Origin of the sequence: Vibrio sp. Vb1337, assembly GCF_033338715.1 — a bacterium.
Lineage (GTDB): Bacteria > Pseudomonadota > Gammaproteobacteria > Enterobacterales > Vibrionaceae > Vibrio > Vibrio alginolyticus.
This window is the reverse complement of the sequence record NZ_JAWOTD010000012.1, coordinates 97,953-119,751: the sequence shown is the minus strand read 5'-3', so window position 1 is coordinate 119,751 and position 21,799 is coordinate 97,953. Positions and strand designations below refer to the sequence as shown.

Below are 21,799 nucleotides of genomic sequence, written 5' to 3'. Positions count from 1 at the left end.
TTAATTTTGCTCGTATTGTCCGTTAACAACCGTCGCTTTTACTTTAAAGTCACGATCGAAAATAGTCAGGTTTGCAACCATCCCTTTTCGAACTCGGCCAAGGCGATCCTCAACACCAATTGCTGTTGCTGGGTATAACGTGGCCATTCGTAGAGCTTCGTCTAAAGCGATCCCCGCGTGCTCAACTGAATTCTGAACTGCTTCAATCATTGTCAAAGCTGAGCCGCCTAGCGTGCCATTTTCATCAACACACTTACCATCTCGGTAATATACTTTCTTACCGACAAAAATAAAGTGATCAATGTTAGCACCTGCTGGAGCTGTGGCATCCGTCACCAAAACAAGCTTTTCACCTTTGATTTTATGAGCAATTCGGATGTTTGCGTAGTCGACGTGAAAACCATCAGCAATAATGCCAGCATAAACGTCAGGAGTATCGTAAATTGCACCAACAACTCCTGGTTCACGACCAACCATTGGTGTCATTGCATTAAAGAGGTGTGTAGCAAAAGTAATGCCTGCTTCAAAGCTTTTACGTGCTTCGGCGTAGGTTGCATTTGTGTGGCCAATTGAAACCACGATGCCAGCAGCCTTTAATCGCGCAATATGCTCTGGGTCGTTATGCTCAGGTGCTAGTGTTACTTTCGCTACGATATCGGCGTTTGCGCAGATAAGGTCGATCATGCTTTCGTCTGATGGGCGAATAAAATCGACGTTATGGATGCCTTTTTTCGCGACGTTAAGGTAAGGACCTTCGAGGTGTAAACCAAGCGATTGATTTTGATATTTGTTGTGGTACTCACGAGCTGCGGCAATTGCAGTTCGCATATCTTCATCAGATGATGTAATGAGTGTTGGCAGGAAGCTAGTACAGCCAGATTTGAGGTTTGCCTGGTGCATGATTTGCATGGTTTCAGGGGTAATTGCATCGTTTAGCATTACACCGCCACAACCGTTCAACTGCAGATCGATAAAGCCTGGACTTAGATTAGCGCCTGCAAGGTCTTTTACTTCGATGCTTTGAGGTAGCTCAGAAACCGGCACAATAGATTGAATAAGATCGTTTTCGATGATGACCGCATGATCGGTAAGAACATCACTACCGGTATAAATTTTACAGTTACTTAGCGCGTACATAGTCAGCTAGTCCTTATAGATGAGAATTCAATTTCTATATCGTTATCTAAGTAGAGACTGCTTCAGTCATATGGGTACTTAGTTTGTATCACTGAATTAGATAACGAGTCACATACAGCAAGTCGCGTTTTATCGATGTTATTGTCATAGTAACTAACTGAAAAGTAATAATTGTATGGTTTTTTATGATTCTTTTTCAGAGCAAAGTTACAGTGATTTACCCGCCTAGATACCAAAATAACACTGATTCTGCCTTGCATAAAGTGCGAGAATATTATCTTTAAAACGCCATTTTTTCGTATAATAAAATAAGTTTTATGATCTCGCTAGCAAAAACCTTCCGAAAGGGCAAATTGTGGTGATTATGATCACAAACGGTGAGCTTTTAATTTGCGGAGCAAAATTAATATCATAAACTTAGGATGACTAAATTGGACGGCTGAAATAAGTCATTCAACATAACATCTAATCCTATAGGGGGAACTTAAGGTGAACATTCTCGGATACTTCCAGAAGGTGGGTAAGGCGCTTATGGTGCCGGTTGCCACACTTCCTGCAGCAGCAATACTCATGGGTATTGGCTACTGGATCGACCCAAATGGCTGGGGCGCAAACAGTGCACTTGCTGCATTTCTTATTAAAGCTGGTGCAGCGATCATTGACAACATGTCAGTATTGTTCGCTGTTGGTGTTGCTTATGGAATGTCTAAAGACAAAGATGGCGCCGCTGCACTTTCAGGCTTCGTGGGCTTCTTAGTTGTCACAACGCTTTTGGCCCCTGGTGCAGTATCACAAATTCAAGGCATTGACCCAAGTGAAGTACCTGCTGCATTTGGTAAAATCAATAACCAGTTCGTCGGTATCTTGGTTGGTATTGTTTCTGCTGAGTTGTACAACCGTTTTTCTCACGTAGAGCTGCACAAAGCACTGGCGTTTTTCTCTGGCAAGCGTCTTGTACCTATCCTAACGTCTTTTGCTGGTATCGTTATTGCGTTCATCCTGATGTACGTTTGGCCATCAGTTTACGGCGGTCTGGTAAGTTTTGGTGAAAGCATTCAAGGTATGGGTGAAGCAGGTGCAGGTGTTTACGCATTCTTCAACCGTCTTCTAATTCCTGTTGGTCTGCACCATGCACTAAACTCAGTGTTCTGGTTTGATGTCGCTGGTATTAATGACATTCCAAACTTCCTTGGCGGTGCGAAATCATTAGCTGAAGGCACGGCAACGGTAGGTGTTACGGGGATGTACCAAGCGGGCTTCTTCCCAATCATGATGTTTGGTTTACCAGGCGCTGCTCTAGCGATGTACCATACTGCGAAATCAAAGAATAAAGAGAAAGTGGCATCTATCATGATTGCAGCTGCGTTTGCTTCATTCTTTACAGGTGTAACAGAACCACTTGAATTTGCATTCATGTTCCTTGCTCCAGGACTGTACGTTCTTCACGCAGCGCTGACTGGTCTATCAGTTTATATCGCGGCATCAATGCAGTGGATTGCAGGTTTCGGTTTCTCTGCTGGTTTAGTCGACTTAGTATTGTCGACTCGTAACCCGCTAGCGGTAAACTGGTACATGCTCATTGTACAAGGTCTTGGTTTCTTTGCGGTTTACTACTTCGTGTTCCGTACCGTGATTGTTAAGTTTGGCCTTAAAACACCGGGACGTGAAGATGATGAAGAAGCTTCATCTAACGTGGCTGGATCAAGCAATTCTTCAGAGCTTGCTCGTCAGTACTTGAAAGCACTTGGCGGTCATGACAACCTAAGTTCTATCGATGCCTGTATTACTCGTTTGCGCCTTTCTGTGAAAGATATGAGCGTTATCAATGAGAAAACTCTGAAAGATCTTGGAGCTATGGGAGTTGTGAAGCTAGGTACAAACAACCTACAAGTTATTCTTGGTCCACTAGCAGAGATTGTTGCTGGTGAGATGAAGAATGTATCTAAAGATGAAGACTTAAGTGGTGTTCAGCTACCAGCTTAACTGTTTAATAGTGGTGTGATTGTTTGTTATTGGTATTGCAAACAATTGATACTACAACATCGCAAAAGGCCTCCGCAGGAGGCCTTTTTTCGTTTAGGCCCTTTGAATCTGCTTTGCTTTCACGCTAACTCGATAAATATTGTCGTTTTAGAGCGAGTTCTTGTTGTCTAATTGCTTAGAATTGTGGATCATTAGGAACAATGTACTCTGTGAAACCATACTTGGATACAGGGTTCCGTTTTCTCTGACAATACTAATATTTTTGAGGTGCTATAGATGAGTGAAGCTGATGCTCGTCCATCAAACTTTATTCGCCAGATCATTGATAAAGATCTAGCGGATGGTAAACACACTAGCGTGCATACTCGATTCCCGCCGGAGCCAAATGGCTACCTGCATATCGGTCATGCTAAGTCTATCTGTTTGAACTTCGGTATTGCTCAGGACTACCAGGGTCAATGTAATCTGCGTTTCGACGATACAAACCCTGAAAAAGAAGACATCGAATACGTTGAGTCTATCAAGAAAGATGTAAACTGGTTGGGCTTTGAGTGGAGTGGTGAAGTATGTTACTCATCAAACTACTTCGATAAGCTTTACGAATATGCAATTGAATTGATTAACAAAGGCTTAGCGTACGTAGATGAGCTAAGTCCAGAGCAAATTCGTGAATACCGCGGCACACTAAAGGCGCCAGGTAAACCAAGTCCATACCGTGACCGTTCTGTTGAAGAGAACTTGGCGTTGTTTGAAAAAATGCGCGCTGGTGAATTTGAAGAAGGTAAAGCGTGTCTTCGTGCTAAAATCGACATGGGTTCTTCATTCATGGTCATGCGCGATCCAGTTTTATACCGAGTGCGTTTTGCTACGCACCACCAAACTGGTGATAAGTGGTGCATTTACCCAATGTACGACTTTACGCACTGTATTTCTGATGCATTAGAAGGCATTACGCACTCTATTTGTACGCTTGAATTCATGGATAACCGTCGTCTGTACGATTGGGTTCTAGACAACATCACGATCGAAAGCCGTCCACATCAATACGAGTTCAGTCGTTTAAACCTTGAATACACAGTGATGTCTAAGCGTAAGCTTAACCAGCTAGTTACTGAAAAACTGGTTAATGGTTGGGATGATCCACGTATGCCGACTGTCTCAGGTCTGCGTCGTCGTGGCTTCACACCTGCATCTATTCGTGAGTTTTGTAAGCGTATTGGTGTAACGAAGCAAGAAAATATGATCGAGTTTAGTTCATTAGAATCTTGTATTCGTGATGACCTAAACGAGAACGCTCCGCGTGCAATGGCTGTACTGGATCCTGTTAAAGTTGTTATCGAAAACTTTGAAGCAGGCGCAGTAGAAAACTTGACAGTTGCCAACCACCCAAATAAACCAGAAATGGGCGTGCGTGAAGTGCCATTCACGCGTGAATTGTGGATTGAGCGTGAAGACTTCCGTGAAGAAGCGAACAAAAAGTACAAGCGTTTAGTGCTAGGTAAAGAAGTTCGTTTACGTGGTGCTTACGTGATCAAAGCGGAGCGCGTTGAAAAAGATGCCGAAGGCAATATCACAACGATCTTCTGTTCTTATGATACAGATACGCTAGGTAAAAACCCAGCAGATGGTCGTAAAGTGAAAGGCGTTATTCATTGGGTGTCAGCAGATAAAGCTCTTCCTGCGGAAATTCGTCTGTACGATCGTTTATTTACGGTGCCAAACCCAGGCGCAGCGGAAGATTTTGCTTCTACTATCAACCCTGAATCATTAGTTGTGATCAATGGCTTTGTCGAGCCTAGCCTAGCTTCTGCAGAAGCAGAAAAAGGTTACCAGTTTGAACGTATGGGTTACTTCTGTGCAGACTCGAAAGACTCTTCAGCAGATAATCTAGTATTCAACCGCACGGTTGGTCTACGTGATACCTGGGCAAAAATTGAGAATCAATAATCTCGATTAATGCTGAGAGCGATGAAAAAATGCCAGCAAATGCTGGCATTTTTTATACCTAATCCCACAGAGTGCTATATAGATGTGCAAAACTGTGGATAAAAAAGATGGGTGTTTAGTAGCTTTTGTTCTGTAACCAAAGTACTGACGTCTAAGGTACTGACTTCTAGAAACAAAAAACGCCAGCATGTGCTGACGTTTACTTTTTAAATTAACAAACCCTTATTTTTTCGGTTTGTGTGCATCTGGATTGTCTTTACAACCACCATCGCTACACTTGCCGTACAAGTATAAGCTGTGGTTTGTTAGTGTGACATTGTACTTAGCTGCAATCTCTTTTTGACGTTCTTCGATAAGATCGTCAGAAAATTCAATTACCTCACCACAATCTAGGCACACTAGGTGGTCGTGGTGATGTTGAGTCGATAATTCGAAGACTGACTTTCCACCTTCAAAGTGGTGACGAGTTACAATACCAGCATCGTCGAACTGGTTTAGAACTCGGTAAACAGTTGCTAGGCCAATTTCTTCACCTAGATCAATCAACTTTTTGTACAAATCTTCAGCACTGATGTGCTGGCAGTCTGGCTGCTGAAGTACTTCTAGAATTTTTAGCCTCGGAAGGGTTACTTTTAAACCCGCATCCTTCAGCGCCTGATTATTATCTGACATATACTTTCCCGTTGGATCATCTGCAGCGATTTAACAGAATTCAATCTTCCTACCATTATAGGATAAGCGTTCGGAACATTAAACCACGAACTTCAAAGGGTTAATAGAATCTTTTTGTAAATTAGAAACAGGTCCATTATATTACAGCTCTGACCAGTTACAATTGTGTAACATTAAGCTTGGAGAGGGCAGGGATAGCGATGAATAGGCGACTAGCGAAGATATACAAACCAGGAATTGTAAAGTTCGCACTCAATATTTGGCCTCCTTTTTGGGGGGCGGGTATTAAAATCTTACATATTTCTCAAGACTTCCGTACTGTAAAGGTACGTTTAAAGCTTCGCTGGTGGAATAAAAATGCCAATCGCACCCAATATGGCGGCAGTATTTTCTCTTTAACTGATCCTATTTACTCGTTGATGCTGATGGGGATTCTACGAGAGGAATATTATGTGTGGGATAAAGAGGCAAGCATTAACTTTATTAAGCCGGGGCAAAGTGATTTGTTTGCAGAATTTGAGGTCACTGAAGGGATGCTGGAAAACATTTATCAAATGACACGGAATGGAGAAAAGTGTTTTCCTGAGTTTATTACTCATGTAAAAGATAAACAGGGGAATGTGGTTTCAGAGGTTCAACGCAAGCTTTATGTAAGAAAGAAACCTCAGTATCGCGAAGAGGAAGTACTTACCGATGCTGTGTGACAATACATACAAAAAGACCTCCAAGTGGAGGTCTTTGTATCATTCAATTTGATTAGCCTTCTAGCTCAGCTAAACACATCTCTTCATAGATCTGTTTAACCCAGCTTTCAACACGCTCGTCAGTCAATTCTGGTTGGCGGTCTTCATCAATACATAGACCTACGAATTGGCTTTCGTCACCTTCAACAAGTGCTTTAGACGCTTCAAATTCGTAGCCTTCTGTCGAGGTATGGCCAAGAATTGTGCCGCCTTTAGATTCAACGATATCACGGACTGTGCCCATCGCGTCACAGAAGTATTCTGCGTAGTCTTCTTGGTCGCCACAGCCAAAGATAGCCACTAGCTTAGTAGAGAAGTCGATTTGCTCAAGCTCAGGGAAGAAGTCATCCCAATCACATTGTGCTTCGCCGTAGTACCAAGTTGGGATACCTAGAAGAAGAAGATCGAAGTTATCAATGTCTTCTTTGCTGCTTTTCGCGATGTCTTGAACGTGAACTAGATGTTTACCTAGTTGCTTTTGAATCATCTTTGCAACGGCTTCAGTATTACCTGTGTCGCTACCGAAGAAGATACCTACACTTGCCATAGAGTCTATACCTTTACATTGTTTGTTATTGGCGATGCTACTAAGGGTTTAACCTAACCCTGAGCCTTCCCAAGTTAGCTGAATTACACCTTTTGCAATAAAGCCAGCACAGCCTAGGAAAAGGACTAACCACACAATACGACGACCAAAAACAGGTACATTGCCTTGCTTTAGCACATCTTTTATCGCCATCCCGATGAAAAAAAAGATAGCAGCAAAAAGAAGATCGAGTCCAATAGACTCGAGCATATCCATATAGTCGTAAAGCATTTTAGCCCTTCATGCCGAAAAATCTTGGGCGCACTATACCACTGTTAAACGGTAAAGTTAATGCACTACAAGAAGGGTTATTTCAATAATCTAGTGTTGCTTTTCGAATTTGTTAACTCGAAATGTATTTTCGAATGACTCTCATTACTTCTGTCGGTTTCTCGGCGTGTAACCAGTGACCAGTACCAGCGATAATGTGTGCTTTAGCATGGTTAAATTGTCGCTTCACTGCCGGCTGATGTTCTGGCATTAAGTAGTCAGAGTCGCCGCCTTTGATAAATAAAGTTGGGATATCTGTTGGTGTGATTTCTTGCCAGCCAATAATTTGGTCATAATTCTCAAAAAGGCTCGGTACGTTAAACCGCCAATCCATCTTATCGCCATTTTTGTACAGTGATTTAGAGAGAAATTGTCTTACACCATCGAGTTCAATATGTTGAGCTAGGATATCCATGGCTTGCTGTCGATTTGCTGGTTTTTCATTAATAACAGCATGTAAGCCGTTAAAAACATTATCGTGACGGTTCGTAGTGTAGGCTACAGGCGCCATGTCGAGAACGACTAACTGCTTGACTACATTTGGAGCAATGTCCACAAGAGCCATCGCGACTTTTCCGCCCATGGAGTGACCAATAACAATAGATGGCTCAACGTTTAAGTGCTGAAGGAGCTGAGCCACATCTTTTGCCATATCGGTATAGTTATGGACTTCGGAGTGGAAAGAGAGGCCGTGATTTCTCAGATCAATACTGATCACCGTGTGATCTTTAATAAGATCGCGGGCGAGTAGACCCAGATTACTTAAACTACCAAACAATCCGTGAATCAAAACAACTGTTTGGCCTTGGCCTTCCTGCTTATAGTTGAGTAATGCTGACATTTTATCTTATTCGTGATGGGTTTAACGTGGAGTATCCGCGTGGATCTCGTTATAATCCCCCAGAGTTTAAACATTGAGAATGTGAAAAGCGAATGAAAACAATTGAGGTTGATGAGGATCTATACCGTTATATAGCTAGTCAAACTAAGCATATCGGTGAAAGCGCCTCGGATATTTTGCGACGCCTTTTAAACCTTGATGGTCAGTTGCAGGAAGCTAAAGCCGCGCCTGTAGTAGAGAAGCCACAAGGGATTGTAGTAAGTAAAGATGCGGGTAAAACGGAATCTGTTGATGTAGTGAAAGAAATGCGTTCGCTGCTTATTTCTGATGAGTTTGCCGGTCTAAAAAAAGCGATTGATCGCTTTATGTTGGTATTATCGACCTTACATAAATTGAATCCAGAAGGTTTCGCCCAGGCTACGAATGTAAAAGGACGCAAACGCGTGTACTTTGCAGATAATGAAGAAACCTTGCTAGCAAACGGTAATACGACCAAGCCAAAAGCCATTCCTGGCACACCGTTTTGGGTTATCACGAATAACAATACAAGTCGTAAAAGACAGATGGTTGAACAAGTGATGGCACACATGGGGTTCCAACCTGACTTAATAGAAAAAGTAACAGGTTCAATCTAAGAAACCTGATAGAAGCCTCATAATGCGTCGCAGTGAGCGGATATTATGAGGCTTTTTTAATTTTATTTGTATTGAAAGAAAGGATGTCAAACATGGCTATGCACCCTCGTGCTGGGCAAAAAGCGCAGCAGGAAGATCTTCACAATATCCCAGCACTCGTTGCTAACTACTTCTTACTTCAACCAGACGCGGCAAACGCAGAACACAAAGTTCAATTTGGTACTTCTGGCCACCGCGGTACTGCAGACAAGCACACTTTTAACGAAAACCACATTTTAGCGATCGCTCAAGCGGTAGCAGAAGTTCGTTCTGAGCAAGGCACAATTGGCCCGTTGTTTGTGGGTAAAGACACGCATGCGCTATCTGAGCCTGCTTTCTCAAGTGTGATTGAAGTACTGATTGCAAATGGTGTGAAAGTGATTGTCCAACAAGACAACGGTTACACGCCAACACCGGGTATTTCACACGCGATTCTGACTTACAACATCAAACACGATGAAAAAGCAGACGGTATCGTTATTACTCCATCACATAACCCACCACAAGACGGCGGTATCAAATACAATCCGACACATGGTGGTCCTGCAGAAGCTGAGTTGACTCAAGCTATCGAAGATCGTGCGAACGAACTGATTGCTGAAGGTTTACAAGGTGTGAAACGCCTACCACTAGCAGAAGCAAAAGCATCGGATCTGTTTGTAGAGATGGACTTGGTGAAGCCATACATCGATGACCTGGTGAACGTTATCGATATGGAAGCAATCCAAAAGGCGAACCTGAAGATTGGTGTAGATCCATTGGGTGGCAGCGGTATCGATTACTGGCGTCAAATTGGTCAGGCATACAACCTAGACCTAACGCTAGTAAGTGAATCGATCGATCCTTCTTTCCAATTCATGTCGCTAGATAAAGACGGCGTTGTGCGTATGGACTGTTCTTCTCCTTACGCAATGGCGGGTCTATTGGCACTGAAAGACGAATACGATTTAGCATTTGGTAATGATCCTGACTACGACCGTCACGGTATCGTTACGCCAAAAGGTTTGATGAACCCGAACCACTTCTTAGCCGTTTGTATTGACTACTTGTACCGTCATCGTGACGAGTGGGGTAAAGATGTCGCTGTTGGTAAAACACTAGTTTCAAGTGCGCTGATTGACCGTGTTGTTGCGGATCTAGGTCGTGATCTATGTGAAGTGCCTGTTGGTTTCAAATGGTTTGTAGACGGTCTGTACACTGGTAAGTTTGGTTTCGGCGGCGAAGAAAGTGCTGGTGCGTCATTCCTTCGTAAAGATGGCACGCCTTGGTCAACAGACAAAGATGGCATCTTGCTATGCCTTCTAGCAGCAGAGATCACTGCGGTAACGGGTAAGAACCCTCAAGATTACTATGAAGAGCTAGCGGCGAAGCACGGTGAGTCGAAGTACAACCGTATTCAAGCTGTAGCAAATGGCCCACAAAAAGACGTATTGAAGAAGTTGTCACCAGAAAAGGTTGCGGCTGAAACTCTAGCAGGTGATGCGATCACTGCTCGTCTAACGCATGCACCAGGCAATGGTGCTGCGATTGGTGGCCTTAAAGTAACGACAGCTAACGGTTGGTTCGCTGCTCGTCCATCAGGCACAGAGGACATCTACAAGATTTACTGTGAAAGCTTCAAAGGTGAAGAACATCTGAAACAAATCGAAGCTGAAGCACAAGAGATCGTTAATCAAGTGTTTGCAGCCGCTGGTTTGTAAAACATCCAATGGTCAATGTATCTAGCAAAGGGTTGATGTGAAAACATCAACCCTTTCATGTTTAAGTGCCCCGAACCGCTTTATCTCCGGGCCATGAATCTGGTACCACAAACCAGAATTGACCGTCTTCCGTTTGTGCGTGTATGAATCGATCTAAAGGCTTTTCAATAGGTTGAGAGAAATCATCTGTACCGGTCGCCCAGCATGGTTTATGTAAATGATAAAGGGGTTTACCAATTAAATCCCATTGACGTTGATAGCACCAGTAACCACTTATCTGACTTGGATTTAATTCATAACCCAAGCACTCCTTAGGAGTTGGCTCTGGAGTAAACGGATTAATATAGAGTCGTCCTTGCATCATTAGGCGCTCTTCTGGAGAGTCGTTTAAAGGAATTATTTTTTGAAATTCCGGGCGATCGCTCATTTTCAGCTGATGCGTGAGCATTCTATCCAATTTTGCATGTAACTGGTCGTGAGCATTCGGGCCATACCAAATGCCGTTGTAAAGAAGATAAAACTTAATCGCCACTTCCCAATGTTCTATCTGATTTGATTCTGTATTCCTCAACACTAAATCGACAGCACCAATGGTCTTACCTTCCGCGTCGTTTAACTGAATTTCTTCGGCAATAATCTGATATCGTTCTGAATTAGAAAGAGCCGCAGTGCATAGGTGCTGATATAAAAAACCCAGTCTCGGATTACCATTGTATTGTTCTGAGCTATTCAAAGGTTTGACCGAGACATCTTCTAAGGTTGCAAACGGAGGGCGTAACTTGAAAAGCGGAGGTGAAGTGGCGATCCATTGGTAAAAGCGTTGCAGTTGGTTCATCCGTATCCCTAAATTTATGGTGAGGCGACAAGCTTTGTTATTGTAACTAAATTTGCTTTTGAGGGTAGGGTGGCTAGCATCGATATTAGGGTTCGAGATACACTTTAAAGACCTAAATGATATCAAGGTGCCAGATGTCAAAACGTTGTTGTATCAACTAGGTTGCATACTCTCGGTCTGATTTCATCGAGAGGTTATTTAGGTTTACATGCGCTAGAAATTGGAAGTAATAATGAATAACTTAAAGCTAGAACAGATTCTTAATGACAAACTGTCACCGCAGTTAATTAAAGATTACGCACCAAACGGGCTACAGGTAGAAGGGACGCCAGCCGTAAAGCGTATTATCACTGGCGTAACTGCCTCTCAAGCCTTAATCGATAAAGCGATTGAGCTTAATGCAGACGCATTGCTTGTTCATCATGGCTATTTTTGGAAAGGTGAGCCTGAGCCAATTCGTGGTATGAAAGGTAAACGAATTCGTAGTCTGATCAAAAACGATATCAACTTATATGGTTATCACCTTCCTCTGGATATTCACCCAGAGCTAGGCAACAACGCAGAATTAGCTCGCTTACTTGAAATCGAAGTAGAAGGTGGACTTGAAGGGCACCCTCAGTCAGTTGCTATGTTTGGGCGCTTGAAAAAACCGATGTCTGGTGCTGAGTTTGCGAGCAAGATCAATCAAGTTCTTGATAGAGAGCCTCTGCATATCGCTCCAGAGAATACCGATAAGATGATTGAGACAGTCGGCTGGTGCACTGGTGGAGGGCAGGATTTCATTGAACTTGCTGTACAGCACGGGCTGGATGCATTTATCTCTGGAGAAATTTCAGAGCGCACCACTTATACCGCTCGTGAAATGGACATTCATTACTATGCTGCAGGTCATCATGCTACTGAGCGTTATGGTGTTCAGGCTTTAGGAAAATGGCTAGCGGATGAATATGGCCTACATGTGGAGTTTATCGATATTGATAATCCGGTTTAGTGTTCGCTATTCATAACGTGAAACGCTGAAAAGAAAAAAGGGTTGAGACAAAATCTCAACCCTTTTGTTTATCTTCTAACTAAAAAGATCATTCACGTTCGTGAAGTGGAGAAAACTCACGTTGTGTTTCGCCAGTGTATAGCTGACGAGGACGACCAATGCGGTTCAGTGGATCGCTGTGCATTTCGTTCCAGTGAGCAATCCAGCCGATGGTACGAGAAATCGCGAAGATAACCGTAAACATAGAAACTGGAATACCAATCGCTTTAAGAATGATACCTGAGTAGAAGTCTACGTTCGGGTACAGCTTCTTAGACACGAAGTACTCATCAGAAAGCGCAATGCGCTCAAGTTCCATTGCAACGTCTAGCAGAGGGTCTTGAATGTTTAGCTCTTTGAGAACTTCATGACACGTTTCGCGCATTACTGTCGCACGTGGGTCATAGTTCTTGTAAACGCGGTGACCAAAGCCCATTAAGCGGAATGGGTCATCTTTGTCTTTCGCGCGGTCTACATATTCAGGGATGTTATCGACGCTGCCAATCTCTTCTAGCATTCTCAAGCAGGCTTCGTTTGCACCACCGTGAGCAGGTCCCCAAAGGGATGCAATACCAGCGGCAATACATGCAAATGGGTTCGCACCAGAAGAGCCAGCTAGACGAACAGTTGATGTCGACGCATTCTGTTCGTGATCCGCGTGTAGAGTGAAAATCTTATCCATCGCACGGGCAACCACAGGATTTACTTCATACTCTTCGCAAGGGTTTGCGAACATCATATGCAAGAAGTTCTCTGCGTAGCTAAGGTCGTTACGAGGGTAAATAAATGGCTGACCGATAGAGTATTTGTAACACATCGCCGCCAGTGTTGGCATTTTTGACAGCAGACGGTACGCTGCAATTTCGCGGTGTTCGTCGTTGTTAATGTCAAGAGAGTCGTGATAGAAGGCTGCAAGTGCTCCAACTACACCACACATTACCGCCATTGGGTGAGCATCGCGTCGGAAGCCATGGAAAAAGCTTGCGATTTGCTCGTGTACCATTGTGTGACGAGTAACGGTCGTTTTGAATTGCTCGTATTGTTCTCGGGTAGGGGCTTCACCATAAAGAAGGATGTAACATACTTCTAAGTAATCTGCGTTATTGGCTAATTGATCAATCGGGAAACCGCGGTGCAAAAGAATACCTTTGCCGCCATCGATGTACGTGATTGATGATTCACAAGATGCAGTGGCAAGAAAACCTGGGTCAAAAGTAAAGTAACCATTGGCTCCCAGCTTACGAACGTCAATTACAGGTGTACCTAGCGTACCGTCCATAATTGGCAGTTCGATTGGCGCTTGACCTTCAACATGAAGGGTCGCTTTCTTATCCGCCATAACAATCTCCTTTGTTTATTATTTAATCCGTCCAGGATGTTTATGTGCCATTTTTGTACTGTTGTTAAAGCTTAAAGTCAATTTTTCTCCATCTTTGTGTGCACTTGTTATGATTTTTCTCATGAAAATCGTTAAAAATCTGTTCTATGTAGCATAATTTGTTACACCAATTGTATTAGAATGTTGCTCGCCGTATATTGGCAAAGAAAATTTTAGTTAAATCCTTATAAATTCGGGGCTAGAAACAAAGTGTGAGGTTTGTTGCTGGATTCCGTTTGTTAACAAATTGTTTACAATTATCTGGGTGGTTACTCGCGATATTTGTTAAATAGATGTTAACTTTTGTACGTTTGGAAGCTGAAATTGGTTATAACAATAAATGCTCAATGGAGCTGAGTGAGCAAGCCCGTGAAAGAAAGAAAGTCAAGACCTGTTAATTTAGATTTACAGACCATCCACTTTCCTATCACAGCAATCGCATCCATCCTACACCGTGTGTCTGGGGTAATTACGTTTGTTGCGGTGGGTATATTACTGTGGTTACTATCCATTTCTCTGTCATCCCCAATGGGTTTTATGGAAGCCGCTGACATCGTCGATAGCTTCTTCGTAAAATTCATCCTGTGGGGAATTCTTACTGCACTTGCCTACCACATCGCAGGTGGTATCCGTCACTTATTGATGGATCTAGGTCACTTTGAAGAACTAGATTCAGGCACGATGAGCGCTAAAGTCGCGTTTGGTGCAACAGCAGTATTATCATTATTGGCGGGGATCTTGGTATGGTAAAACACGTATCTTCATTTGGTCGTAATGGTGTACACGATTTCCTACTAATTCGTGCAACTGCAATCATTATGACGCTATACACGATTTATCTGATTAGCTTCTGTGCATTTTCAGATATCTCTTACGCATCTTGGACCCAATTCTTTGGTGGTACCTTCACTAAAGTATTCACCATGTTGGCACTTGTCTCGATCCTGATTCACGCTTGGGTTGGTTTGTGGCAGGTATTAACTGATTACATTAAGTGCGCGAAACTACGTGGCGCACTACAACTTGGTGTTATTGCCGTGCTATTCGGCTATGTCTTCTCTGGTCTATTTATTCTGTGGGGTGCGTAAGTGTCTATTCCAGTTCGTGAGTTTGATGCCGTAGTAATCGGCGCTGGTGGTGCAGGTATGCGCGCTGCACTACAAATTTCAGAACAAGGCCTATCATGTGCTTTGTTGTCAAAAGTATTTCCAACACGTTCTCATACTGTGTCTGCACAGGGTGGCATTACTGTTGCTCTGGGTAACTCGCACAAAGACGATTGGCAATGGCACATGTACGATACCGTTAAAGGTTCCGACTACATCGGTGACCAGAACGCGATTGAATACATGTGTAAAAATGGTCCTGAGTCAGTTATCGAGCTTGAAAAAATGGGTCTTCCATTCTCTCGTTTTGATAACGGTACCATCTACCAACGTCCATTCGGTGGTCAATCTAAAGAGTTTGGTGGTGAGCAGGCTGCTCGTACAGCCGCTGCTGCAGACCGTACTGGTCACGCACTTCTTCACACGCTTTACCAGCAAAACGTAAAACACAAAACAACCATCTTCTCGGAGTGGTACGCTTTGGATCTTGTGAAAAACCAAGACGGCGCAATCATGGGTTGTACTGCGATTTGTATGGAAACGGGTGAAATCTGTTACTTCAAATCAAAAGCAACCATTCTAGCTACAGGTGGTGCAGGTCGTATTTACGCATCGACCACTAACGCGCACATCAACACGGGTGATGGCGTTGGTATGGCACTTCGCGCAGGCGTTCCAATGCAAGACATGGAAATGTGGCAGTTCCACCCAACAGGTATTGCTGGCGCGGGTGTTCTAGTGACGGAAGGTTGTCGTGGTGAAGGTGGTTACCTTCTAAATAAAGATGGTGAACGCTTCATGGAGCGCTACGCACCAAACGCGAAAGACCTTGCTGGTCGTGACGTGGTTGCTCGTTCAATGATGATTGAAATTCGTGAAGGCCGCGGCTGTGATGGTCCTTGGGGTCCACATATCAAGTTGAAACTTGATCACCTTGGTAAAGAAGTACTTGAATCACGTCTACCAGGTATCTGTGAACTGTCTCGTACATTTGCACACGTTGACCCTGTGAAAGAGCCAATTCCAGTAATTCCAACTTGTCACTACATGATGGGTGGTGTACCTACTCAAGTCTCTGGCCAAGCAATTAAGCAGAAGGCCGACGGTAGCGAGATGGAAGTACAAGGCCTTTACGCATGTGGTGAGATTGCTTCTGTATCGGTACACGGTGCTAACCGTCTGGGCGGCAACTCATTACTAGACTTGGTCGTCTTTGGTCGTGCTACTGGCTTGCACCTTGGCGAAACGCTAGCAGCGCAAGCGGAAGCTCGTCCTGCAACAGAATCTGATATTGAAGCGTCTCTAGCGCGTACTATGCGTTGGGAAAACAGCACTGGTGGTGAAGATCCAGTTCAGATTCGTAAAGACCTACAAGCATGCATGCAAAACAGCTTCTCGGTATTCCGTGAAGGCGATGCGATGGCAACCGGTCTAGAAGAGTTGAAAGTGATTCGCGAACGTTTGAAAGACGCGCATCTAGCGGACAAGTCTTCAGAGTTCAACACGCAGCGTATCGAGTGTCTAGAACTTGATAACCTGATGGAAACCGCGTTTTCAACTGCCGTTGCAGCGAACTACCGTACAGAGAGTCGTGGCGCACATGCTCGTTTCGATTTCCCTGAGCGTGATGATGAGAACTGGCTATGCCACTCTATCTACAATCCGGAAACAGAAGCGATGACTAAGCGTGATGTGAACATGACGCCAACGCATCGTGAAGCTTTCCCGCCGAAAGTACGTACATACTAAAGGGAGGATACGACTATGAAATTAAACTTCTCTTTATACCGTTACAATCCGGATGTGGATACTAAGCCTTACATGAAAGAGTATACCCTTGAGGTAGACGAAGGCTCAGACATGATGGTGCTTGATGCATTGATTCTGCTAAAAGAGCAAGATCCAAGCATCGCGTTCCGTCGCTCATGCCGTGAAGGGGTATGTGGTTCTGATGGTTTGAATATGAATGGTAAAAACGGCCTAGCGTGTATCACACCGTTATCTGCTCTACAAGGCGATAAGATAGTTATTCGTCCACTACCAGGGTTACCTGTCGTGCGCGATCTTATCGTTGACATGACGCAGTTCTATGATAACTATGCGAAAGTTAAACCATTCTTGATTGATGATGGTGCATTACCACCATCACGTGAGAATCTACAATCGCCTGATGACCGTGCGCATTTAGATGGATTGTACGAATGTATCATGTGTGCATGTTGTACAACGTCTTGCCCATCATTCTGGTGGAACCCTGATAAATTCATCGGCCCAGCTGGTCTTCTCGCAGCGTACCGTTGGCTAATTGATAGCCGCGATACGGCAACAGATGAACGTTTGTCTGATCTTGATGATGCATTTAGCGTTTTTCGTTGCCATGGCATCATGAATTGTGTAAGTGTTTGTCCTAAGGGATTAAATCCGACGAAAGCCATCGGTCACATTAAGTCGATGTTGGTTAATCGTTCGGTTTAATTTACTCGCTCTTAGGAATGTCGCAGTGTTGCGGATCACCCGATATGACCGCTTCACTGCTTCAGTAATATTCGAGTAAAGAATACAAAAATTGCCGACCGTATTTTTAGTCGGCTCTTATAGCTCGGCAAAGACCGAAGCAAACGTGAAAACTACTGGTTAAGGGAAAATATGCACAACGGCGTGATGAAGGCATGGCTCGAGTCTTCACACTTGGCTGGCGCCAATGCAACGTATGTAGAGGACCTCTACGAACTGTATCTAAGTGATCCCGATCTGGTAAGTGAGGAGTGGAAACGTGTTTTTGAAGGCTTGCCTAAGCCATCAGAAGAAGTGGCAGAACAACCACATTCACGTGTCCGTGACTACTTCCGACGACTCGCTAGAGAAACAAAGCATTACAATGTCCAAGTTAGTGACCCAGATGTCGATGCAAAACAAGTAAAAGTTCTACAGCTAATCAACGCATACCGTTTCCGCGGGCATGAAGCTGCAGAATTAGACCCACTAGGTCTATGGCAACGCCCAACCGTGGCGGAGTTAGACCCTGCTTTTCATAATCTTACCGAAGATGACTTCGAAGAAACTTTCAACGTAGGTTCTTTTGCTGTTGGGCAAGAAACCATGAAGTTGAAAGATATCTATGAAGCCCTCAACAAAACTTATTGCGGTTCCATCGGTGCTGAATACATGCACATGACTGACACAGAGCAAAAGCGTTGGATTCAGCAACGCCTTGAGTCTGTCGTAGGCCAGCCATCATTCAACAAAGATGAGAAGCGCACATTCCTAGAAGAGCTAACAGCCGCTGAAGGTTTGGAGCGTTACCTCGGGGCGAAATTCCCAGGTGCAAAACGTTTCTCTTTAGAAGGTGGTGATGCGTTGATTCCGATGACGAAAGAGTTGATTCGTCATGCGGGTACAAGTGGAATGCGTGAAGTGGTTATCGGTATGGCTCACCGCGGTCGTTTGAACATGCTGGTGAACGTACTTGGTAAGAAACCTCAAGACCTGTTTGATGAGTTCGCCGGTAAACACGACGAAACTTGGGGTACGGGTGATGTGAAATATCACCAAGGTTTCTCTGCTGATTTTGCGACTCCAGGCGGTGATGTTCACTTAGCGCTTGCATTTAACCCATCGCACCTAGAAATCGTAAACCCGGTAGTCATGGGCTCAGTTCGAGCACGTCAAGACCGCTTGGGTGATAATCAAGGTAGCAAAGTGCTTCCTATCACCATCCACGGTGATTCTGCAATCGCTGGTCAGGGTGTGGTTGCCGAAACGTTCAACATGTCTCTTGCTCGTGGGTTCCAAGTTGGTGGTACGGTACGTATCGTCATCAACAACCAAGTAGGCTTTACGACGTCTAATCCTCGTGACACGCGTTCTACGATGTACTGTACCGATATCGCGAAGATGGTGCAGGCGCCAATTTTCCATGTAAATGCAGATGACCCAGAAGCAGTTGCTTTTGTTACTCGCATTGCATTGGATTACCGTAACGAGTTCAAGCGCGATGTCGTGATCGATCTTGTATGTTACCGTCGCCACGGCCACAATGAGGCGGATGAGCCAAATGCGACTCAGCCTTTGATGTACCAGAAAATCAAAAAGCATCCTACACCACGCAAATTGTATGCAGATGTTCTGATCGACAAAAATGAGTCAGATATCGAGACAGCGACTCAGTTAGTCAATGAGTATCGCGATGCATTGGATCGCGGTGAAGTGGTTGTTAAAGAATGGCGTCCAATGGCGTTGCACTCTGTAGACTGGTCCCCTTACTTAGGGCACGAATGGGATATGGAGTGGGATTCAAAATACGACAAGACACGCCTTATTGAGCTAGGCAATCGTCTGTGTCAGTACCCAGAAAGCCATAAACTGCAAAGCCGTGTTAATAAGCTATACAACGATCGTCTAGCAATGATGACCGGTGAAAAAGCTATTGACTGGGGTATGGCTGAAACATTGGCGTATGCTACATTGGTTGACGATGGCAAGCGTATTCGTCTTTCTGGTCAGGACTCGGGTCGTGGTACTTTCTTCCACCGTCACTCGGTTCTTCATAACCAAACCGATGCAAGCACTTACATTCCATTAGCGAATATTCATGACAACCAAGGACCATTCCAAGTCTTTGACTCAGTATTGTCAGAAGAAGCTGTGTTGGCGTTTGAATACGGTTACGCAACAGCCGAACCAGGTGGTTTAACTATCTGGGAAGCACAGTTTGGTGATTTTGCCAACGGTGCACAAGTTGTTATCGACCAGTTTATCTCGTCAGGCGAGCAAAAGTGGGCGCGTTTGTGCGGTCTTACTATGCTTCTACCTCATGGTTATGAAGGTCAAGGTCCTGAGCACTCATCTGCACGTTTAGAGCGTTACCTTCAGCTTTGTGCTGAGCAAAATATGCAGGTTGTGGTTCCTTCAACACCGGCTCAGGTGTACCACATGATTCGTCGTCAGGTTGTACGCCCAATGCGTCGACCTCTCATTGTTATGTCGCCGAAATCTTTGCTGCGCCACCCTCTATGTACTTCAACGATTGAAGACTTGGCGGATGGTACATTCCAATCTGCAATTCCAGAAGTAGATGATTTAGAACCAAGCAAAGTGAAACGTGTCGTGTTCTGTGCTGGTAAGGTTTACTTTGACCTACTAGAGCAGCGCCGTAACAACGAGCAAGACGATGTTGCTATCGTGCGTATTGAACAGCTTTACCCATTCCCAATGGAAGAAGTACAAGCAGCAATTGCTCAATACACTAACGTTGAAGACTTCGTGTGGTGTCAGGAAGAACCTCAGAACCAAGGTGCTTGGTACTGTAGCCAACATAACTTCCGTGCCGCTATTCCTGCAGGTGCAAATCTTAAATACGCAGGTCGCCCAGCTTCTGCTTCGCCAGCAGTTGGCTACATGTCGGTGCACTTGAAACAACAAAAAGCGTTGGTTGAAGACGCTCTGAACGTGAACTCAAAAACTTCGAATTAAGAACTAGAAGTTAAAGGAAGAAACAGATATGACAATTGAAATTCTGGTTCCAGATTTACCTGAATCAGTTGCTGATGCAACCGTAGCGACATGGCACAAACAACCAGGCGACGCAGTAGAGCGTGACGAGGTTTTGGTTGACATCGAAACAGACAAAGTTGTGCTAGAAGTTCCAGCTCCGGAAGCTGGCGTTTTAGAAGCTATTGTTGAAGCAGAAGGTGCGACAGTACTTTCTAAACAAATTATTGCTAAATTGAAGCCAGGCGCAGTTGCAGGTGAACCAACTGCAGACAAAACAGAAGGTACTGAAGCATCTCCTGATAAGCGCCACAAAGCTGCGCTTAACGAAGAAAGTAATGACGCATTAAGCCCAGCAGTGCGCCGTTTATTGGCTGAACATGGCTTAGAAGCAAGCCAAGTGAAAGGCACTGGTGTTGGTGGTCGTATTACGCGCGAAGATATTGAAGCGCATCTTGCGAACGCTAAATCTGCGTCAAAAGAAGACTCGCCAGCAGTGGTAGACGTGCCGGCAGCGGCTCGCAGTCAGAAGCGTGTTCCAATGACTCGCCTTCGTAAGACAGTTGCTAACCGTTTGCTAGAAGCGAAGAACAACACGGCAATGCTAACGACGTTTAACGAAGTGAACATGAAACCAATCATGGACCTTCGTAAGCAGTACAAAGATCAGTTCGAAGAGCGTCACGGTATTCGTTTGGGCTTCATGTCTTTCTACGTGAAAGCAGTAACAGAAGCGCTTAAGCGTTACCCAGAAGTAAATGCTTCGATTGATGGCGATGACATTGTTTACCACAACTATTTCGACATTAGCATGGCGGTATCAACGCCACGTGGTCTAGTTACACCTGTCCTAAAAGACTGTGACAAGCTTGGTTTCGCTGATGTTGAAAAAGGCATCAAAGAACTGGCTATCAAAGGTCGTGATGGCAAGCTAACGGTAGACGAGCTAATGGGCGGTAACTTCACTATCACAAACGGTGGTGTGTTCGGTTCACTAATGTCTACACCAATCATCAACCCACCTCAATCAGCGATTCTTGGTATGCATAAGATCCAAGAGCGTCCGATGGCAGTGGATGGCAAAGTTGAAATCTTGCCGATGATGTACCTAGCGTTATCTTACGATCACCGCCTAATTGACGGTCGTGAATCAGTTGGTTTCCTAGTAACGATTAAAGAGTTACTAGAGGACCCAGCACGTCTCCTATTAGACGTTTAATATCGCTAAAACGTCTAGTTATCGTAGGTAGCTAGACGTTAAAAATTTCAATGGCTAGACTAGCTCAACGTTTGGCCTTCATTTGAATCCTTCAGTATGAGAACTCATGATGAAGGATTGATTTGAGAAGACCCTACAGACGTACAAGCAGCCAAGACTGCAGCGTTATGGAAATAATAAATCCCTTA

Annotated in this window: 19 protein-coding genes; 12 read left to right on the top strand and 7 right to left on the bottom strand. The window is 44.3% G+C overall.

Annotation, left to right across the window (positions count from 1 at the left end):
* Positions 1 to 1,137, bottom strand: coding sequence for an N-acetylglucosamine-6-phosphate deacetylase (gene nagA / locus R7E42_RS15155; RefSeq protein WP_005384983.1), 1,137 nt, complete (start codon positions 1,135 to 1,137; stop codon positions 1 to 3).
* 489 nt (positions 1,138 to 1,626) lie between these two features.
* On the opposite strand from nagA, the gene nagE reads away from it, so the two are divergent.
* Together nagE and glnS are read left to right on the top strand one after the other, a co-directional pair.
* A complete protein-coding gene (gene nagE, locus R7E42_RS15150) occupies positions 1,627 to 3,120 on the top strand; it encodes an N-acetylglucosamine-specific PTS transporter subunit IIBC (RefSeq protein WP_005384985.1) in 1,494 nt (497 codons plus the stop codon).
* A 276-nt stretch (positions 3,121 to 3,396) separates the two neighbouring features.
* Positions 3,397 to 5,067: a glutamine--tRNA ligase gene (gene glnS, locus R7E42_RS15145; RefSeq protein WP_171343128.1), complete on the top strand. Its 1,671-nt coding sequence runs from the start codon at positions 3,397 to 3,399 to the stop codon at positions 5,065 to 5,067.
* Positions 5,068 to 5,289: 222 nt separating this feature from the next.
* Here glnS and fcrX read toward each other — a convergent pair whose 3' ends face one another.
* The gene (gene fcrX / locus R7E42_RS15140) at positions 5,290 to 5,739 is read right to left on the bottom strand and encodes a ferric iron uptake transcriptional regulator FcrX (RefSeq protein WP_005382141.1); all 450 of its coding nucleotides are present in this window, start codon (positions 5,737 to 5,739) and stop codon (positions 5,290 to 5,292) included.
* A 200-nt stretch (positions 5,740 to 5,939) separates the two neighbouring features.
* On the opposite strand from fcrX, the gene R7E42_RS15135 reads away from it, so the two are divergent.
* The gene (locus R7E42_RS15135; RefSeq protein ID WP_005382144.1) at positions 5,940 to 6,443 is read left to right on the top strand and encodes a DUF4442 domain-containing protein; all 504 of its coding nucleotides are present in this window, start codon (positions 5,940 to 5,942) and stop codon (positions 6,441 to 6,443) included.
* Between the two features lie 52 nt (positions 6,444 to 6,495).
* On the opposite strand, the gene fldA is transcribed toward R7E42_RS15135, so the two are convergent.
* The 3 genes from fldA to R7E42_RS15120 form a co-directional block, all read right to left on the bottom strand.
* Positions 6,496 to 7,029, bottom strand: coding sequence for a flavodoxin FldA (gene fldA / locus R7E42_RS15130; protein WP_005382146.1), 534 nt, complete (start codon positions 7,027 to 7,029; stop codon positions 6,496 to 6,498).
* A gap of 48 nt (positions 7,030 to 7,077) precedes the next feature.
* On the bottom strand, positions 7,078 to 7,299 hold the full coding sequence (locus R7E42_RS15125) for a DUF2788 domain-containing protein (protein ID WP_005393038.1): 222 nt from the start codon (positions 7,297 to 7,299) through the stop codon (positions 7,078 to 7,080).
* Positions 7,300 to 7,411: 112 nt separating this feature from the next.
* Positions 7,412 to 8,179 carry an alpha/beta fold hydrolase gene (locus R7E42_RS15120; RefSeq protein ID WP_017819953.1) on the bottom strand — a complete coding sequence of 256 codons (768 nt, stop codon included), beginning with the start codon at positions 8,177 to 8,179 and terminating at the stop codon, positions 7,412 to 7,414.
* Between the two features lie 92 nt (positions 8,180 to 8,271).
* Here R7E42_RS15120 and seqA point away from each other — a divergent pair, with 92 nt between their 5' ends.
* Positions 8,272 to 8,814, top strand: coding sequence for a replication initiation negative regulator SeqA (gene seqA / locus R7E42_RS15115; protein WP_005382149.1), 543 nt, complete (start codon positions 8,272 to 8,274; stop codon positions 8,812 to 8,814).
* A gap of 92 nt (positions 8,815 to 8,906) precedes the next feature.
* The gene (pgm, locus tag R7E42_RS15110; RefSeq protein ID WP_318072790.1) at positions 8,907 to 10,553 is read left to right on the top strand and encodes a phosphoglucomutase (alpha-D-glucose-1,6-bisphosphate-dependent); all 1,647 of its coding nucleotides are present in this window, start codon (positions 8,907 to 8,909) and stop codon (positions 10,551 to 10,553) included.
* A gap of 61 nt (positions 10,554 to 10,614) precedes the next feature.
* On the opposite strand, the gene R7E42_RS15105 is transcribed toward pgm, so the two are convergent.
* Positions 10,615 to 11,388: a DUF1853 family protein gene (locus tag R7E42_RS15105; RefSeq protein WP_054578020.1), complete on the bottom strand. Its 774-nt coding sequence runs from the start codon at positions 11,386 to 11,388 to the stop codon at positions 10,615 to 10,617.
* Positions 11,389 to 11,620: 232 nt separating this feature from the next.
* On the opposite strand from R7E42_RS15105, the gene R7E42_RS15100 reads away from it, so the two are divergent.
* The gene (locus R7E42_RS15100; protein ID WP_182016631.1) at positions 11,621 to 12,379 is read left to right on the top strand and encodes a Nif3-like dinuclear metal center hexameric protein; all 759 of its coding nucleotides are present in this window, start codon (positions 11,621 to 11,623) and stop codon (positions 12,377 to 12,379) included.
* Positions 12,380 to 12,467: 88 nt separating this feature from the next.
* On the opposite strand, the gene R7E42_RS15095 is transcribed toward R7E42_RS15100, so the two are convergent.
* On the bottom strand, positions 12,468 to 13,757 hold the full coding sequence (locus R7E42_RS15095) for a citrate synthase (protein WP_005382163.1): 1,290 nt from the start codon (positions 13,755 to 13,757) through the stop codon (positions 12,468 to 12,470).
* A 396-nt stretch (positions 13,758 to 14,153) separates the two neighbouring features.
* On the opposite strand from R7E42_RS15095, the gene sdhC reads away from it, so the two are divergent.
* The 6 genes from sdhC to odhB all read left to right on the top strand — a co-directional run bounded on the left by sdhC (position 14,154) and on the right by odhB (position 21,611).
* Positions 14,154 to 14,546 carry a succinate dehydrogenase cytochrome b556 subunit gene (gene sdhC / locus R7E42_RS15090; RefSeq protein ID WP_017634811.1) on the top strand — a complete coding sequence of 131 codons (393 nt, stop codon included), beginning with the start codon at positions 14,154 to 14,156 and terminating at the stop codon, positions 14,544 to 14,546.
* Positions 14,540 to 14,884 carry a succinate dehydrogenase, hydrophobic membrane anchor protein gene (gene sdhD / locus R7E42_RS15085; RefSeq protein ID WP_005382169.1) on the top strand — a complete coding sequence of 115 codons (345 nt, stop codon included), beginning with the start codon at positions 14,540 to 14,542 and terminating at the stop codon, positions 14,882 to 14,884. The genes sdhC and sdhD overlap by 7 nt, the downstream gene beginning before the upstream one ends.
* Positions 14,885 to 16,651 (top strand): succinate dehydrogenase flavoprotein subunit, encoded by a 1,767-nt coding sequence (gene sdhA, locus R7E42_RS15080; protein ID WP_005382172.1) that lies wholly within the window; start codon positions 14,885 to 14,887, stop codon positions 16,649 to 16,651.
* Positions 16,652 to 16,666: 15 nt separating this feature from the next.
* Positions 16,667 to 17,377 carry a succinate dehydrogenase iron-sulfur subunit gene (locus R7E42_RS15075; protein ID WP_005382174.1) on the top strand — a complete coding sequence of 237 codons (711 nt, stop codon included), beginning with the start codon at positions 16,667 to 16,669 and terminating at the stop codon, positions 17,375 to 17,377.
* A 171-nt stretch (positions 17,378 to 17,548) separates the two neighbouring features.
* Complete coding sequence (gene sucA, locus R7E42_RS15070; RefSeq protein WP_005382176.1) at positions 17,549 to 20,374, top strand: 2-oxoglutarate dehydrogenase E1 component; 2,826 nt, start codon at positions 17,549 to 17,551, stop codon at positions 20,372 to 20,374.
* Between the two features lie 28 nt (positions 20,375 to 20,402).
* Positions 20,403 to 21,611, top strand: coding sequence for a 2-oxoglutarate dehydrogenase complex dihydrolipoyllysine-residue succinyltransferase (gene odhB / locus R7E42_RS15065; protein ID WP_017819950.1), 1,209 nt, complete (start codon positions 20,403 to 20,405; stop codon positions 21,609 to 21,611).
* Positions 21,612 to 21,799 lie beyond the last annotated feature (188 nt).

What these genes read in the sequence shown, in the direction of transcription:
- R7E42_RS15105 (WP_054578020.1), bottom strand. Translation starts at nt 11,388, where the DNA reads ATGAACCAACTGCAACGCTTTTACCAATGGATCGCCACTTCACCTCCG.
- R7E42_RS15075 (WP_005382174.1), top strand. Translation starts at nt 16,667, where the DNA reads ATGAAATTAAACTTCTCTTTATACCGTTACAATCCGGATGTGGATACT.
- sdhD (WP_005382169.1), top strand. Translation starts at nt 14,540, where the DNA reads ATGGTAAAACACGTATCTTCATTTGGTCGTAATGGTGTACACGATTTC.
- odhB (WP_017819950.1), top strand. Translation starts at nt 20,403, where the DNA reads ATGACAATTGAAATTCTGGTTCCAGATTTACCTGAATCAGTTGCTGAT.
- fldA (WP_005382146.1), bottom strand. Translation starts at nt 7,029, where the DNA reads ATGGCAAGTGTAGGTATCTTCTTCGGTAGCGACACAGGTAATACTGAA.
- pgm (WP_318072790.1), top strand. Translation starts at nt 8,907, where the DNA reads ATGGCTATGCACCCTCGTGCTGGGCAAAAAGCGCAGCAGGAAGATCTT.
- R7E42_RS15135 (WP_005382144.1), top strand. Translation starts at nt 5,940, where the DNA reads ATGAATAGGCGACTAGCGAAGATATACAAACCAGGAATTGTAAAGTTC.
- glnS (WP_171343128.1), top strand. Translation starts at nt 3,397, where the DNA reads ATGAGTGAAGCTGATGCTCGTCCATCAAACTTTATTCGCCAGATCATT.
- R7E42_RS15095 (WP_005382163.1), bottom strand. Translation starts at nt 13,757, where the DNA reads ATGGCGGATAAGAAAGCGACCCTTCATGTTGAAGGTCAAGCGCCAATC.
- R7E42_RS15100 (WP_182016631.1), top strand. Translation starts at nt 11,621, where the DNA reads ATGAATAACTTAAAGCTAGAACAGATTCTTAATGACAAACTGTCACCG.
- fcrX (WP_005382141.1), bottom strand. Translation starts at nt 5,739, where the DNA reads ATGTCAGATAATAATCAGGCGCTGAAGGATGCGGGTTTAAAAGTAACC.
- seqA (WP_005382149.1), top strand. Translation starts at nt 8,272, where the DNA reads ATGAAAACAATTGAGGTTGATGAGGATCTATACCGTTATATAGCTAGT.
- R7E42_RS15125 (WP_005393038.1), bottom strand. Translation starts at nt 7,299, where the DNA reads ATGCTTTACGACTATATGGATATGCTCGAGTCTATTGGACTCGATCTT.
- R7E42_RS15120 (WP_017819953.1), bottom strand. Translation starts at nt 8,179, where the DNA reads ATGTCAGCATTACTCAACTATAAGCAGGAAGGCCAAGGCCAAACAGTT.
- nagA (WP_005384983.1), bottom strand. Translation starts at nt 1,137, where the DNA reads ATGTACGCGCTAAGTAACTGTAAAATTTATACCGGTAGTGATGTTCTT.
- sucA (WP_005382176.1), top strand. Translation starts at nt 17,549, where the DNA reads ATGCACAACGGCGTGATGAAGGCATGGCTCGAGTCTTCACACTTGGCT.